Raw genomic sequence first — 16,639 nt, 5'->3', positions numbered from 1 at the left:
GACGTTGGTCGAAGTTGATTTGATACAGTTCAATACAAACTGCGAGCACAAGAAATGGGAGACATTCCTTGTGCAATTTCGTTGACTGACTGGGCGGGACTTTACCGGTGAGCTACAGTTAAGGAGAAATCTGTTCCTTCACCATAGTGACGCTTGATTGACCTGCCATGGCAAACCTCCGGCTGACCAAACACAACATTGCGATGCTCGAATCGGCGATGGCTTTGGTCCAAGAAATCAATGCGGACGCGTTGGTTTTGCTGCTTGAGGGGGCCAGCGATTGGGAACGAATCTCCGAGATGGTTCGAAAAAAGGGCTGTGAAAAGCCTTTGATCGTTGCCGTCGACACCGTGGAAGAATTGCAAGGTGCGGCCGAAGCGGGGCTGAAGCCGATCGCTCTGAACAAAGAAAAGGCGCCGCTATTGGAACGCCTGCAGCACGCGATTCTCGAAGCAGCTGCCGACGAATTTATCAAGCCGAATGATGAATTGGTTGCCATCTACGGGGGATTTACCACCGGACGTCTGGATTCGATCAGCCATCTGAAGCTTGACGAGCGGATGCGTCGGTTGAGCACTCGGGATTTGCAGTCACTTGAAAGCAGCGTCCCTCTGAAAGTCCTCAAGGCCGTTGTCGATTTAGCGGTTCAGATCGGCGTCGAAGGTCGCGAAGGCAAACCTTGCGGAGCCTTGTTTGTCGTCGGCGACACGCGAAACGTTTTGCGTCATGCCAGCGAAAGCGGGGTGGATCCCTTCAAGGGGTACAACAAGAAAGCGCGGAACCTGTTGGATCCCAAGACTCAGGAAGACGCGAAAGAGCTTGCTCAGCTAGACGGGGCATTTTTGATCACAGCCGATGGGACAATCGAGCGTAGCCGCCAGATGCTGGAGGTTTTGCACGAAGATTTGAACATGTCCAAAGGCCTGGGATCACGGCACTGGGCAGCTGCAGCGATCACGCGGCGCACGAAAGCGATCGCGATTGTCGTCAGCCAGTCGACAGGAACGGTGCGTCTGTATCAAAATGGGTATCTGAAGATGCAGATCGAGCCGATGGACAAGGGCATCAAATGGCAGGAAATTTCTTTCAAGCCCCCCACTGCTAGCGGCGACGATTGAACCCGCTTGCCATGCGTGGACGTTTCAGGTGAATCGGCCCCCGGTAGGTTGCCGTGCGAAATCATCATGCGTTTTGACGGTGTCAGGATCGATACCGCCGCGCCGTTAGGTGATCGGGCACCTTTGCCAACGTTGTTTGTCGGTCCGGCACGACGATGCGGTGCTGTTTATTTGTTCGGCAATCTGCATCGCCAGTCAGATTCGCAAGATCAATAGCGAATCAAGATGCAATTGACCAGCATCCAGCAGCCCCCGTTTTAGTCAGTCGAGTCCCAGCCAGTCGAAACCATGTCGCGAGACAACATCTATGCATTGCCGCGGAATCACGTCGGCAATTTCCAATTTGACGACAGTGTCGCCGAAGTCTTCCCGGACATGATTTCTCGCAGCGTCCCAGGGTACACTTCGATCCTGTCCGTGATCGAGCAGCTCGCCGAACGATTGGTAGTTCCAAAATCCAATGTTTATGACTTGGGGTGTTCGCTCGGTGCCGCAACGACTTTGATTCGTGGCAAAGCTCCGTCGGATGCAACCATCCATGCGATTGACAATTCCGAAGCGATGGTTCGTCGGTTGATCGAACGTGTTGAAGCGGACACGCAGGTCGGACTGTGTGATGTTGCGGTTCATTTGCAGGACGTTTGTGAAACCGAGATGACGGACGCTTCGATGATCGTTCTGAATTTCACATTGCAGTTCATTGCTGCGGATAAACGATCAGACCTGCTACAGCGATGTTATGACGCAATGCTTCCTGGTGGCGGTTTGGTGCTCAGCGAAAAGGTGTGCTTTGATCATCCGGCAGAGCAGTCTTTACTGGCTGACCTGCACTTGGATTTCAAGCGAGCTTGCGGCTACAGCGAGTTGGAAATTGCCCAAAAACGCAGCTCGCTGGAAAACACATTGATTCCCGAAACGGTTCAAACGCACGTCTCTAGATTGCGGCAAGCCGGATTCGAGACGGTTTCGCCGTGGTTTCAATGTTTTAATTTCGTTTCCATTCTTGCCATCAAGTCATCATGACCGCTCCCGCATGGTTTGATCGGCGTGAACTGGATCAATGGCTACGAGATCAAAAGCAAGGCGACTTTGCCGATCTGGTCGCAAGCCTTTCAAAAGCTCGTTTGGACCAGCCAACCAACGGTGATTTAAAGCGTTGGATCAAAACTTTTGATGAGCTTCCTTCGGCTGATCAATATCGGCTGGATCTTTCTGGCGCTCGCGTCCGAGTCGTCCCGACGGGCGATGCGGCTAACGATGCGCCCAGCAACGAGGATGCGTCGGGGCAATTGAAAGACTTACTGATGCGATTCCACCCTTGGCGAAAAGGTCCCTTGGAATTCAGTGAGCATGTCATCGATACCGAATGGCGCTCGGACTGGAAATATGATCGCATCCAGCAGTGTGTCGATTTCACTGGAAAGAAAGTGCTGGACGTTGGGTGCGGGAACGGGTACTACGGTTGGCGGATGCTTGGTGATGGAGCCAGCTTTGTGTTGGGACTTGATCCGATCCTCCGTTTCCTTGCCCAGTTCGAAGTCTTTCGTCGCTACGCCGGACCCGAGTGCCCGCATCACGTGGTTCCGCTGATCGATGAAGATCTACCGGCAAAGCTAGAGCTGTTTGACGTCGCCGTTTCGGCGGGAGTTCTTTACCACCGTACTAGTCCGATCGACCATTTGCGAAGTCTGGCTGGATCACTGGTCCAAGGTGGTCAATTGATCCTTGAAACACTGATCGTCGAGAGTGATCAGCCTCGTGTGCTCGTTCCTGAAGATCGCTATGCACAGATGCGCAACGTGTGGTTTTTGCCTTCGGTACCGATGATCTTCCGGTGGCTACGTCGGACAGGTTTCAAGAACGAACGCCTGATCGATGTGACCGCCACGACCTCGCAAGAGCAGCGGACGACCGATTGGATGACTTTTCAATCGTTAACTGACTTTATGGACCCCAACGATCCGGATAAGACGATCGAAGGTTATCCAGGTCCCGTCCGAGCGATCATTGTTGCCGAACGTGTCTAAGATGCATTCGTGGTCTTGAATTTCCAAACACTAATCTTCACTAATCAACACTAATAAGCGTATCCCGCAAGGAGTATTCCGAGGTGAGCTATGATGGTGCAGTGTGCGTGATGAGCAGCTTTGATTTTGTATCCGCCGAATTGAATTTCATCCGCGCATCGGCTTTGATTAGTGCAGATCAGTATTCCCCTTTTCCAACCACTAATCTTCACTAATCAACACTAATGAGCGTACCCCGCAACGAGTATTTCGAGGTGAGCTATGATGGTGGAGTGTACGCGATGAGCAACTTGGATTTTCCATCCGCAGAATTGAATTTCATCCACGCATCGGCTTTGATTAGTGTTCGATTAGTGTTCGATTAGTGTTCGATTAGTGTTCGATTAGTGTTCGATTAGTGTTCGATTAGTGTTCGATTAGTGTTCGATTAGTGTTCGATTAGTGCAGATCAGTGTTCTCCAAAATCATCATCAGCATTTTCGGTGAACTGAAGTACCCACGGCATCGTTTTCCTCGCAAACCGTTTCATAGTTGCACAGTTTGTGACAGGCTGTCACGAAATCGCCGCAGTTGTCGCAGTGGGGTCGGATCGGCATAGCCGAAGGTCATTTCGTTTTGCTACAGCCACGATTTGTCGGTGTGTTTTGCAACGGATCCGCAACAAGAGCCACGACGATCTATCGCATCGAAACGGATCGTTTTGATCGAGCAACGTGGCTCCGCGGAAGGCGGCGATGCATTCTTTTTGTGAGACACACGCTTCACAGTGATCGTTGTCGCGAAAGAGGGCCAATCTGATGTCAAAACAAAGACTGCTCGGGGCTGGTTTAACGGCTTTGTTTATCGGTGGAATTTCAGTGTTTTGTCTGGTCGATGCGCTCGCTGACCAGCCGGTTCAACCGATCGAACAGTCCGAAGGGATGCTCATGCGTTCCAAACTGAAACGGTCGCAGGCCGTGCTGGAAGGACTGTTACGCAATGATTTCACATCGATTGCCAAAAGTGCGAAGGAGATGAAACTCATCAGTGAAGCTGCAGAGTGGCCACGAGCACGCGACCAAGTTTATGAGCACTTCAGTGCGGAATTCCGCCGTCAGTGTTCCGAGCTTGAAGACTTGGCGGAAAAGAAAAACCATCAGGGTGCGACGTTTACATATCTGAGTATGACGAAGCTGTGTATCGAGTGTCACAATTACGTCCGTGATTCACTTCGCGTTGCCGAACCCAACGGTCGAAGCGGGATACAATTGATTCCAGCCCAGTGGCCCGAAAGCGGCCGCTGATCAAGACCGCATTCTCGAATCGGTGTTACACCTGCTAAGTATCGATAGCTGATGACGTTGCTTTACCAAGACGATCGATTTCGCCTTCACAACACCGGTCAGCATCCTGAATGTGCAGCCAGGTTGGAGCCGGCAGGTGAATACCTAAAAACGCTGGGCGAAAAAGACGGTATCGTTCGTCCAACATGGGAGCTGGCATCCGCGGAGCAGATCGGTTCTATCCACCAGCCGTACTACATCGAAAAGGTCAGCAACTTCGCTGCCCGTGGTGGAGGCAGGATCGAGACCGACACGGTCATGAGTGCTGAGTCCTACGATGTCGCTCGGCTTGCAACTGGAGCGGTTTGTGATGCCGTTGAGCAGGTGGTTGCGGGTGACGATCAGCGTGCTTATTGCTTCATTCGACCGCCTGGGCATCACGCACTTGCCGGTGCACCTATGGGATTTTGTTTGTTCAACAACATCGCCATTGGCGCTCGCTTAGCGATCGATCGTCTAAAACTTGACCGAGTGATGATCGTGGATTGGGATGTCCATCATGGCAACGGTACACAGGACGTCTTCTGGGATGACGCTCAGGTCGCATTCTTTTCAATTCATCGTTGGCCGTTTTATCCAGGGACTGGAGACGAAGATGAAACCGGTACCGGCGCGGGCTTAGGAACGACTATGAATGTTCCGATCGGATTCGGGACATCGCCGCAGTCCTACATGGATCAATTCCGCAGCCATTTAGAACAATTCGCCGCTTCGTTCAAACCGCAGTTGTTGCTCCTCAGTGCCGGATTTGATTGCCACCGCAACGATCCTGTCGGGTCCTTGGGGTTGGATGCAAAGCACTTTAAAGAGATGACACAGTTCGTTGTTGGATTGGCAAACGAGCATTGCGATGGAAAGCTCGTTTCGGTTCAGGAAGGCGGCTACGATCCGCAGGCGATGCGCGAATGCGTCAAAGTCCATCTGGAAAACTTGCCGCTGTAAACGAATGGTCGGCATTTCTCGCATTGCGAGACCACAGATTCGTTTTCGTGGAAAAACAGAGTTTATTTTCTCGTGAAGGGGTAACCTTGTCGCTTTAGCTGCCATAGTAAGGCGATGACGGTTCCAAAGGACACGAGCGATACCAGGCGTCAATGCGCCCCTGATTTCGACACCGAGCCAGCGATTAATGCTGAGTTGGAGCGGGCGATCGCGTGCGCCCGTGGCGGCGAAACGTCTGCTTATGAAGGCGTTGTGCGCCATTTCGAGACTCGTTTGAGAGCTTGGCTGGCCGGTCAGGCTCCGCCCGGGATCGACGTCGACGATATCGCTCAGCGTACTTTTGTTGCCGCGTATTCTCGACTGGCAGATTACGCGCCGGGAACTCGCTTTGAAGCTTGGCTGTTCGCGATCGCTCGTTATCAGTTGAAGACCGAGATGACTCGTCTGCGCCGCGTCGCGGACTACCACGCCCGCTACGCACCCGATCTTTTGCAGCGAGAGCTAGAACGAAGGGCGAGTGGTCCGACGGAGTTTGAGATCGAACGGTTGGAGTCACTGAAAACTTGCGTCAATTCACTAGCCGATCATCTGCGGCGTTTCATTCGCTGGCGCTACGATGAGGAAATTTCATTAGAGGAAATGGCTATCCGTAGCGGACGGTCGGTCGCAGCTGTGAAAAAGCAGCTTTGGCAAATTCGCCAACGGCTTCAAGAGTGTGTTGAGCAGCGATCTGTTGCTGGCGAAGGAGGTGAACTCGGATGAGTGACGAACATCGGTTCGCAGAACTGTGGACGGATTATCTTGAAGGTGAACTTGATGCGTCGTCGATGGACGAGCTGCGTCAGCTGCTTGAGTCTGACGATCGGCAACTGGGGCAAGCCGCCGATCTGTACCAGACCCATCGCCTGCTGAATTTGGTTGCCAAGCAAGACATCGCTGCCGACCAGGAAGACGACTTTGTTGTTCAGGTGATGAAGCGATTGCCTCGTTCACCAGAACGTTTCGTCGACGACGTCATGGCTGATGTGCAGGCGAATGCGTCCGATTCCGTTTCACCTGTGACGGTGGCAAGTCCCATCCCGCCGACATTCCTGGCACTGATTGCGGCAACGCTAATCGGAATCGTTTCTCTGCTTTATTGGCAGTCGGTAAGCCGCGATGCAGGGACCAGCGTTGCTGTCTCTGAAAATCGAAATCAAAAAAACTCGGAGATTGCTGCCAACGAAATCGCTACCGTTCGTTTCGCCAATCTCGCTCACGCAAAATTCTTTGGCGAGCTGCTGCCGCCAGTGGATTCGGCTCTATCGCGTCAACGTGACTATGTGCTGATGACAGGCTTGGCCGAAGTCCATTTTCCAAGTGGCGCAGAGGCCATTATCGAAGGCCCCGCCGTCTTTCGTGTTCTTTCCGACGAATGCTTGGGATTGGATGTTGGCAAATGCAGTGTGCACGCACCCGATGGTGCGGAAGGGTTCCGGATCGAAACACCGATGATGCGTGTTGTCGATCGAGGCACCCGTTTCACAATCAATGTTGCTGAGACTAGCGAGACGGAAGTGCATGTCGTGGAAGGTGCGGCTGACGTCTATGAAACTTCGACCACGGCGACGACCACTGATCATTCACAAGTGCATCTGACTGACGGTCAAGCGCAGCGCTTTGCGGCGTTATCCGAATTCGGTGCAGATCCGATCGCGTACGATCCACGACTTTATCGGCGTGAATTGCCAGATCGTGTGATCAGCTACGAAGCTCGTGAAAACAAGGCCGGGCATGCCGACCAGCTTGTCAGTGTCACGGTTCAGCGTGGTGGTCAGATTCAAACGATCCCGGTCAAGCAATTGATTCGCGCGAAGACGATTGCATTCAGTTCTCCGGAAGTCGGTGGGTTTCTTTGTGGACCGGCAACGCTGCCAGTGGATCGTGCGTCGCTAACGTCCGACAACAGCTTGGTGACTGGAGTGATCAACCCGGGTGGTAGCAGAACACCGTACAGCTCCGATCCGGTATCGGTTGGTGATGATCCGACGCCTGGGATGGCGATTCAGTTTGAAGGTCCGATCGTCAATGGGCCGGGCGATGATCTGGTCGTCTTTGACTTGCAGGCATTTTCGAATCCACCTGATGGAGACGCCTTTCACATCGGGCCACTTAAGTTTCGTGACGGATTGAAGGTGCAGACGATCACGTCGTTTGACCTGACGTTGGAATCTCCGTCTGCTCATCCGCTCGCTGACTTTTATGTCCATATGTTTCCCGGACCTGTTTCTTCGGTCGGTGAAGTTCAGTCGACTGAAACCGTCGCACGTCGACAAACCATTCGATTCCGAGGATTGGTTGTCGGTGTCGATTTAACGGACTTGGGATTCGACGACGGTGAATCGGTAGATGGGCTATTTATCCAAGACGCACTGGACGACGACCATCATATTGATCCTGTGTTTATTGGTGGTCTTCCGCCATTGCCGTAGTCATTCGAAGAAAAAATATGGCGATCCAAAGCCAAGCAATACTGAGTAAACAGAAACGGATTCACGACTCTATGAACACTTCTATGTTTCCAGTGAAGAAAACATTGTTGCAATGGTCCGTTGTGCTCGGGATGCTCGGAGGCGGATTTGTCGGGGCAACCGAAACGAAGGTTCCGGATGAAGATAGTGCGACGCAGCACTTGGCGTTTTTTGAGAACAAAGTTCGTCCGCTGTTGGCCAGCAAGTGCGTGCAGTGTCATGGTGAAGAGCAACAGAAAGGTGAGTTGCGTCTCGATTCGATCGACGCAATGACTCGCGGTGGTGAAAGCGGGGCGGCGGTTGTTCCGCACAAACCGCAGGAGAGTTTGTTAGTCGAAGCGATCAACTATGAATCCTTCGAAATGCCGCCAGAAAAGCAACTCAAGGCGGACGAAATCGAGATCCTCACGCAGTGGGTGAAGCTCGGTGCACCTTGGCCGCAGGCAGATTCTTCGAAGATTCGTGCAGCAGGAAAAACGTTTACCGACGAAGACCGCAACTGGTGGGCAATTCAGCCTGTTGCCGATCCGATTCCAGCGGGAAGCGATACGCCAAATCCACAGTGGGCTGACCAATGGGCCGAAAATCCTATTGATCATTTCGTCGCAAAGCGATTGGAACAAGCCGGATTGAAGCCCGCCGCGAAAGCCGATCGCCACGAATTGGTCCGACGCGCTTACTTTGATTTGCATGGGCTTCCGCCTACACCGGAGCAAGTCGACGCATTTGTGAATGATCCGAAACCTGACGCATGGCCGCGTTTGGTCAAGCAGTTGTTGCAAAGTCCTCGCTATGGCGAGCGATGGGCGCAGCATTGGTTGGACGTGATCCGATTCGCCGAGAGCGATGGTTACCGTGAAGATGCGTTTCGACCCGACGCGAGCGTCTTTCGCGACTATGTCATTCGTTCGTTCAACGATGATAAGCCATTCGATCAACTGATTCGCGAACATATCGCTGGCGATGAAATTTCGCCGGATGATCCAGACGCGTTCATCGGAACGGCCTATTTGCGTCACGGTGTCTATGAGTGGAATCAACGTGACGCCCGCATGCACTGGGACCTGATCGTCAACGAAATGACTCGGGTGACCGGCGAAGCGTTCTTGGGCATCGGGATCGGATGCGCACAGTGTCACGACCACAAGTTCGATCCGATCTTGCAAAAGGACTACTTTGGCTTGCAAGCATTCCTGTCTTCAGTGTCATGGCCGATGGATAAGCCGTTAGCCACTGCCGAACAAATTCGGCATTACAACCAACAGCAAGCCATTTGGGAAAAAGCAACCGAGTCGATTCGGGACGAAATCCATGAATTGACAAAAGGGGCGGTTCAAAAAGCACGTGACAACGCGGTTGTACAATTCCCCGACGATGTCAAAGCGATCTATCACAAACCTGAATCTGAAAAGACGACTTACGACAAACAGTTGTCGTATCTGGTCGAAAGGCAGGCAGCCAGAGCGGCACGTGGCGTCGACTTTGAAAAATCACTGAAAGGAAAACCAGACGATTTAAAGCGATACAAAGAACTTCAGGATGCACTGAAGGAATTCGATTCGATCAAGCCCAAGGATCTGCCAACTGCGTTTGTCGCGGTCGATCATGGGCCACAGCCCGCACCGACGTATCTGGTAACACGGACCTCGAAGACGGAGGTTCAACCCGCGTTCTTAGAACTGTTAGGTCAGACGCCGCCCGAGATCGAATCGCTTGAACATTCCACCGGTCGGCGAACGGCTTTGGCAAACTGGATTGCGGATTCAAAGAACCCGTTGTCCACGCGAGTGATCGTCAATCGCATTTGGCAACGTCACTTTGGTACCGGGATCGTTCCCACACCAAATGATTTTGGAACGTTAGGTGAACTGCCCAGTCATCCCGAATTGCTGGATTGGCTAACCGTCCGGTTTTTGGAAGGTGAATGGAGGATTAAGGCGGTCCATGAGTTGATCATGATGAGTGCCACCTACCAGCAAACTTCATCTCGTGAGCCTTCCGAAGAAGAGCTGAAGGTGGATCCCAGCAACCGTTTGCTGTGGCGGTATCCACCGCAACGGCTGGATGCCGAGCAGGTTCGCGACGCGATGTTGGCCGTGTCTGGTGAGCTAAAGCAGCGAGAGGGTGGTGCATCGGTAGCGGGCAGCTCTCCTTACCGAAGCGTCTTCGTCAAGAAACTTCGCAACAGACCTGACGAAATGCTAGGCGGGTTTGATGCGCCGCTGGGATTCGAATCGGCGCCGGATCGTGTTTCCACAACCACTCCGCTGCAGTCTTTGCTGTTGATGAATGGACAATGGAGTGTGCAACGTTCTCAGGCATTTGCCAAACGCTTGCTCGGCCCGCAAAAGCAAGCCTCTCCAGAACTGATTCAAAACGCTTACCGCCTTGTCTACGGTCGATCGGCGACGGATGGCGAAGTCAAAGCTGCCCTGGAGTTCATCGAATTTCAAGGAGCATCGATTGACGAGCGTGCCGCGTTGACCGCTCCCAAGCCGAAGTATCCAAACGAAAACGGGTTGCGGCCCATCACACAGCACTTTGGCAATGTTGATCAAACGTTGCTTGGCGATAAGGCACTATGGATTCAGCCTGAAAGTCGGTTTGAACGGCTAAGATTGAAAAAATCTGAAGGATTGGCAGATCAATTCACCGTTGAAGCGATCGTCTGTTTGGACCGCGTTTATCCCGACGCCAGTGTCAATACACTGCTGTCACGCTGGGATGGGAATCAATCCGTTGGTGGTTGGAATATCGGAATCACCAGCAAGAAGTCTGCCTACACGCCACAGAATTTTATCGTGCAACTGGTCGGCCGGACCTTTCAAGACGAAGCCAAATATGAAGTGGTGGCGTCGGGTTTGAAATTCCCCTTGGGAAAACCGGTCTATGTCGCTGCAGCAATCTCGGCGATGGCCAGTGGCGACAACCCAACGTCCGGTACCGTGACGTTCTACATGAAAGATCTATCGGATCCGGATGCAACGCTTCAGTCTGCAACCGTCGAAACGGATATCGTCAGTCATGTGCAGAATCCCAAATTGGATGTGATCGCCGGTGGCAGGCAGTCTTCTGGTCATTTGTGGGACGGTCAAATGGCAAGGCTGTTGGTCAGCGACGGAGTACTGGCTAAAGAGCAACTGTTGGTCAATCAATCAAATACGACTTTGGAACGGTTGGTGGACTGGAAGTTTTCAGGAGCCAACGGTGAGCAACCGGCTCCCAATACCGTTTGGTATCGACCGGCAAAAAAGCAAGATAGTCATGGCTATTCGAGCAAACTTCACGCGGCGGTCACTGACTTTTGCCACGCTCTGTTTAATTCAAATGAATTCCTTTACCTGCATTAGCGAAGTTGAAACTTCGTCTTTTTGCGAGCGTTCACTTGGTGCACCGATCGCAAAATGACCGCTACACGCTAACTGGTTCGCTGCAATAACTCGTATCGTCGCGATTAAAACTCTGGAAAGAATCGCTCTGGAAAGAATCTATGAGATGCAACAATATTGACAAGCTTCATTCACGGCGTGACTTGCTGACTCGTGCCGGATGCGGATTTGGTGCACTCGCCTATGCGGCAATGTCCGGCGAGCGTTTGTTCGGTGCAGAGACTGAGAATCCGGCATCGCAAAAGATTACCAACCGATTGGGAACGGCCAAGAACGTCATTTGGCTGTTTATGGAAGGTGGTCCCAGTCACATCGATTTGTTTGACTACAAACCGGCTGTAAACGAATTGGCGGGTAAGTCATTGCCCGACAGTTTTGAAAAGCCCGTCTTAGCGATGGGCGAAATCAATGCGCCGATTTTGGAATGCAAACGAGAATGGAAGCAGTGCGGCGAAAGCGGTCTGTGGATTTCTGATTGGCTTCCACACCATCAACAAATCGCGGACGAACTGTGTGTGATTCGGTCCTGTGTTTCCGACGGAATCAATCATGCCGGTGGCGTTTGTCAAATGAACACCGGAGCTGTTTTTGGGGGCAGGCCATCGCTTGGAGCTTGGGTTTCCTACGGTCTTGGGAACCCCGCAGAAAGCCTGCCAACGTTTGTCGTCATGAAAGACAGTTCGTCAATGGTCGTCAACGGAGTGCGAGCTTGGGGATCAGGGTTCATGCCATCGATGCATCAAGGCGTCCTGTTCGAACCGGGTGATGAACCACTTCGTCACCTAAACAATCCCGCTGGAGTTTCGCAGCAACAGCAACGCAGTAAGTTGGATTTTATTAACCAGCTCAATCGCCGGCACTTTGAAGGTCGACATTCCAATACAGAGTTAGAAGCACGAATCCAAAGCTACGAGCTGGCTGCCAAAATGCAGGCCGACGCGCCCGTCGCAATCGATATTGACAACGAACCAGAGCATATCCGTTCGATGTACGGATTGGATCAGAAGGAAACTGAAGTTTATGGACGTCAGTGTCTGCTAGCTCGGCGACTGGTCGAGCGTGGAGTCCGGTTTGTGCAGTTGTATTCGGGAGCCGGTAGTAAATGGGACAGCCACAGTAATATCGAATCGAACCATTCACGTTTGTGCGGAGGAGTCGACAAGCCGATTGCCGGTTTGATTGCTGACTTGAAACAGCGTGGGATGTTGGAAGATACGCTGGTTATCTGGGGCGGTGAGTTCGGACGAACGCCAATGAGTGAAAAGGGTAATGGCCGTGATCACAACCCAACCGGATTCACCATGTGGATGGCCGGCGGTGGTGTGAAGGCCGGTCAGGCAGTCGGTGCAACAGATGAACTAGGGTTGCATGCGGTGGAAGACCGTCTGCACGTGCACGACATTCATGCGACGATCATGGGACTGTTGGGCATGGACCACAAAGAAGTCATCTACATGCACAAGGGCCGTCCCGAACGAGTCGACCTTAATGAAGGTGAGTTCTACAAAGGGATACTCGCTAAAACATAAACGCAGTAAACCTTCATCAAACCTCCCGCCTGCTCTCGAGCATCCCTCCCCGCCTTCCCACCAATCGACTGCCCAAGAAGATCCTGATGACCCGATCACAGGTTCTTCCATCTGTTGAGGAGTCCCACGGTTATGTCAATCAACCTTGTCGCCGTCTTGCTTGCCTTCACAACGACTGTTGGTGAATCTCCCGTTGCCCAGTGGAGCTTCGATGGCGCGTCCCTCGAATCGGTCAGTAACCATGGTGACGTTCGTCGTGACATTGCTGGGCCCCGTCCTCCCGAATTTCCGGATCTTTCCGAAACGAATACGGCGATCGAAGTCGGTGCCTCTGCATATGTTTCGATCCCAGATGAAGGACCTGAAAGCCGGTTTGATTTCGCTAACGGTGATGAGCTGACTTTGGAAGCCTGGGTCAATCCGCAGCGATCGGCCGAGGGACAGCCGGTTTATATCATTGGTAAGGGGAGAACGGGTTCGGCAAAATTCACGCGGGACAATCAGAACTGGGCGCTACGGATTATTAATCGCAAAGGCAATGCACACATCAGCTTTCTATTTGCGACGAAGTTGTCGGGTAGCGATCGACACTGGCACCGTTGGACGTCGAATCTAAGTTTTCCGATCGGTACCGGATGGCACCATGTAGGCGTCTCGTATCGGTTTGGGATGCCGGAATCGATCAGCGGTTGGGTCAATGGAAAGCCTACCGAAGGCAAATGGGACATGGGAGGAATCACGACTGAGACGCCCATTAACGATGATGATGAAGTGCGTCTAGGCGTCAGTTATGCCGGCGCTTTGGATCAGGTCATGATTCATCGTGAAATGCTTGACGATCAAACAATGCGGCAACGCTTCCGTCGCGTTGGCGAGCCACGGGTCATCGAGCCACAGCCCGAAGTCATGCCGCAAATTGCCTCGATCCCAAGCGGAAAAGTGGTCGTTCAACTTTGTGAGCGATTGCCAGCAGTCGACCGTTGGTTGAACAAAGGCGAGCAATGGCCTGAGGAAGCATCACGTTGGTATGGTGATTCGTTTTTGCTGCCCCGCATTCCGTTGCATTTCGATTCATGGGGAATACGTGATGCTTGGGGAGCTCCGTTGTTATTGCGTATGGCGGGTGACGTTCAGCTGCCCACGGGAACCCATCGTTTCTTGATTCGATCGCGAGCGATGAGCCGGCTTTGGATCGACGGTGAACTTGTGACGCGAACTGATTCCGTTTCCCGCAAGCCGCCAGATGGCGAAGAACCAGTCACTCCGCTCGCCGAGCCTCCGCTGCCCGGTGTTCGTCCGCACGGATACAATCAACAGGAGGCTTTTGGCGACATCACGATCGATGGATCCTCAGGCAAGTCCGAAAAGACCTGCCGTGTGGTATTTGAAGTCGTCGTCGGTGGCAGTGGGCACCGTACCGAAACGGGCGAGATCTGTGTCGCGATGCTGAATGCAGAAGGCGATGGCTATGAGCTATTGGCGACGATGGATTCCCCTGTTTCCTTGTCGAATGAAGTCGTCGAGCCACTGCTAGAACAAATCGAATCCGATTTAATCGACTTTGATCAGCAAAGCCAACGTTTGGCGGCAAAGTCGCAGGATGAATTCTGGGCCAAACGCCATCAGTTCGCAGATCAGTGGATCGATTCAAATCGTCCCGAACGAGACCCGCAATTTGCCGGTCATCCGATTGATCATTTCATCGAGTCAAAAATACAGAAACGTCGACAAAAACAGACCGATGTCGATCCTGATCTAGCGAGTCACTTCAACGAAAACGTCCTTCCGATTTTGCGTGAGGAATGTTTCCGCTGTCATGGTGAGAAAGAAAAAGGCGGTCTGCGTCTGAACTCACGGGAGGAATCCTTGTTGGCAGGCGACTCTGAAATCCCTGCTGTCGTTCCAGGCGATGTCGAAGCCAGCGAATTGATTTCGCAAATCCGCTCGGGCAACATGCCACCGACGGAAGAAGGTCTTCGTGAAGATCAAATCGCGACTTTGGAAACTTGGGTTAGCAAAGGAGCGGTTTGGCCGAGTCCACCATTGGACGAGGACGCGGTCAAGATTGCACCGGTCATTGATGACGCATCGTTTTTACGACGAGCCTACTTTGATTCCGTTGGTGTGCCGCCAACGGCTCAGGAAGTTGAAGCGTTCTTAACTGACACGTCAACCGACAAACGACAGCAGCTCATTGAGCGTTTGGTCGAAGACCAACGATTCGCGGATCGGTGGGTTAGCTTTTGGATGGATATCCTCGCCGAGAACCCTTCACTATTAAACGCGTCGCTGAACAGTACCGGTCCGTTCCGTTGGTTTTTGTACGACTCGCTTCGTGACAACAAGCCGATCGATCGCATGGTCACCGAATTAATCATGTTGCGTGGCGGTGCTGCTGAAGGCGGAAGCGCCGGTTTCGGACTCGCAGGCGAAAACGATTCGCCGATGGCTGCAAAAGGTCATATCATCGCGTCCGCTTTTCTGGGGATCGAATTGCAGTGTGCTCGATGTCATGATTCGCCGTACCACAGCACAACTCAAAAGGACCTCTATTCATTGGCGGCGATGTTCAGTCGCAAACCAATCAAAGTTCCTGCCACGAGTCGTGTTCCCGCTGCGTTTTTTGAAAACCAAAAGGTGCGCAAGTCGCTCATTCAAGTATCGCTTCCGGCAGATCAGGCTGTCATGCCGACTTGGCCTTTTGCGGACGTCACCGGTGTGGAAGATGGTCCCGAAATAGACCGACTTGTTCGATCGAGCGACGATACCCGCGAGAGGCTCGCGGCGCTAATCACGGCACCTCAGAATCACCGATTTTCTCAGGTGATCGTAAACCACGCATGGAAACGGTTGATCGGTGCTGGGATTGTTGAACCGGTCCACGATTGGGAAGGCAACCAGGCCAGTCATCCAAAGCTGCTGCAATGGCTGGCGGATGACTTTGTGTCCAGCGGATATGATTTTCGTCGACTGATTCAACAGATCATGGAATCGGATCTGTATCAGCGTCAGGCCATCGGAACGAATCAAGTGGCTGCTGCGGAGTCGCGGTTTTTCAATGCTCCTGATCGCCGCCGCCTGAGTGCAGAGCAAATTGTCGATGCGCTACATCAATCGACGGGACACACGATTTCGGTAGAAGAGCTAACGTTCGTCCATGACGGACGACGTCCCTTGGGGGCAAGGCAAACGTTGGGAACGCCGACCCGAGCTTGGATGTTCGGTGACTTGAAAAATGAACGTGATCGGCCCAGCTTGTCTCTGCCAAGGGCCCGAGCTGTTGCGGATGTATTGGAAGCCTTCGGTTGGACCGGGGCAAGGCAAATGCCGATCGCCGAACGAGATCAAGAACCCAATGTGTTGCAGCCCGGTGTGCTGGCAAACGGTGTGTTGGCAAGTTCGTTGACTCGCGTTTCAAACCGAAGCGTTCTTGCGGAGTTGGCGATTGATGAAGATTCGCCCGAAGAGCTTGTGGATCAACTTTTTCTGCGCTTCCTTAGTCGCCATCCCAATGCCGAAGAGTTGCACGTGTTTTCTTCTGCGATCACCGAAGGCTATCAGCAGCGGATCGTACCGGAGGACGAAATCACCGAAGTGCCGATCGCAAAGCCACTTCCGCAAGTTGATTGGTTCAACCATCTTCGCCCCCAGGCCAATGAGATTCAGCTTGAAATCGAAAAGCGTGTTCAAGCCGGGCCTCCTGCCGACCCACGTTTAGTCTCCGCATGGCGCGAAGTCTATGAAGACGTCGTCTGGAGTTTGATCAACCACAGTGAGTTCGTTTGGATTCCATAATCAAAGC

At 52.7% G+C, this 16,639-nt stretch carries 10 protein-coding genes; all 10 read left to right on the top strand.

Translation table 11 applies throughout. The features are described from left to right. Positions 1–167 precede the first annotated feature (167 nt). Positions 168–1,118 carry a DNA integrity scanning protein DisA nucleotide-binding domain protein gene (locus LOC67_RS06425; protein WP_230261707.1) on the top strand — a complete coding sequence of 317 codons (951 nt, stop codon included), beginning with the start codon at positions 168–170 and terminating at the stop codon, positions 1,116–1,118. Positions 1,119–1,406: 288 nt separating this feature from the next. Further along, positions 1,407–2,141, top strand: a complete 735-nt coding sequence (cmoA, locus tag LOC67_RS06420) for a carboxy-S-adenosyl-L-methionine synthase CmoA (protein WP_230261706.1) — start codon at positions 1,407–1,409, stop codon at positions 2,139–2,141. Then, a complete protein-coding gene (gene cmoB / locus LOC67_RS06415) occupies positions 2,138–3,145 on the top strand; it encodes a tRNA 5-methoxyuridine(34)/uridine 5-oxyacetic acid(34) synthase CmoB (protein WP_230261705.1) in 1,008 nt (335 codons plus the stop codon). The genes cmoA and cmoB overlap by 4 nt, the downstream gene beginning before the upstream one ends. Before the next feature lie 797 nt (positions 3,146–3,942). Then, positions 3,943–4,428 (top strand): hypothetical protein, encoded by a 486-nt coding sequence (locus LOC67_RS06410; RefSeq protein ID WP_230261704.1) that lies wholly within the window; start codon positions 3,943–3,945, stop codon positions 4,426–4,428. A gap of 51 nt (positions 4,429–4,479) precedes the next feature. Further along, entirely contained in the window at positions 4,480–5,409 is a 930-nt protein-coding gene (locus LOC67_RS06405) for a histone deacetylase (RefSeq protein WP_230261703.1), read from the top strand. Positions 5,410–5,523: 114 nt separating this feature from the next. Beyond that, positions 5,524–6,171 (top strand): sigma-70 family RNA polymerase sigma factor, encoded by a 648-nt coding sequence (locus LOC67_RS06400; protein ID WP_230261702.1) that lies wholly within the window; start codon positions 5,524–5,526, stop codon positions 6,169–6,171. Continuing rightward, positions 6,168–7,880, top strand: a complete 1,713-nt coding sequence (locus tag LOC67_RS06395; protein ID WP_230261701.1) for a FecR domain-containing protein — start codon at positions 6,168–6,170, stop codon at positions 7,878–7,880. The genes LOC67_RS06400 and LOC67_RS06395 overlap by 4 nt, the downstream gene beginning before the upstream one ends. A 71-nt stretch (positions 7,881–7,951) precedes the next feature. Further along, a complete protein-coding gene (locus tag LOC67_RS06390; protein ID WP_230261700.1) occupies positions 7,952–11,269 on the top strand; it encodes a PSD1 and planctomycete cytochrome C domain-containing protein in 3,318 nt (1,105 codons plus the stop codon). 140 nt (positions 11,270–11,409) lie between these two features. Continuing rightward, positions 11,410–12,837, top strand: coding sequence for a DUF1501 domain-containing protein (locus LOC67_RS06385; protein WP_230261699.1), 1,428 nt, complete (start codon positions 11,410–11,412; stop codon positions 12,835–12,837). Positions 12,838–12,969: 132 nt separating this feature from the next. Continuing rightward, positions 12,970–16,632, top strand: a complete 3,663-nt coding sequence (locus tag LOC67_RS06380; RefSeq protein ID WP_230261698.1) for a DUF1553 domain-containing protein — start codon at positions 12,970–12,972, stop codon at positions 16,630–16,632. Positions 16,633–16,639 lie beyond the last annotated feature (7 nt).

The sequence above is a fragment of the Stieleria sp. JC731 genome (assembly GCF_020966635.1).
Classification (GTDB): domain Bacteria; phylum Planctomycetota; class Planctomycetia; order Pirellulales; family Pirellulaceae; genus Stieleria.
The sequence above is the reverse complement of the archived record's forward strand: the minus strand, read 5'-3'. Positions and strand labels throughout refer to the sequence as shown.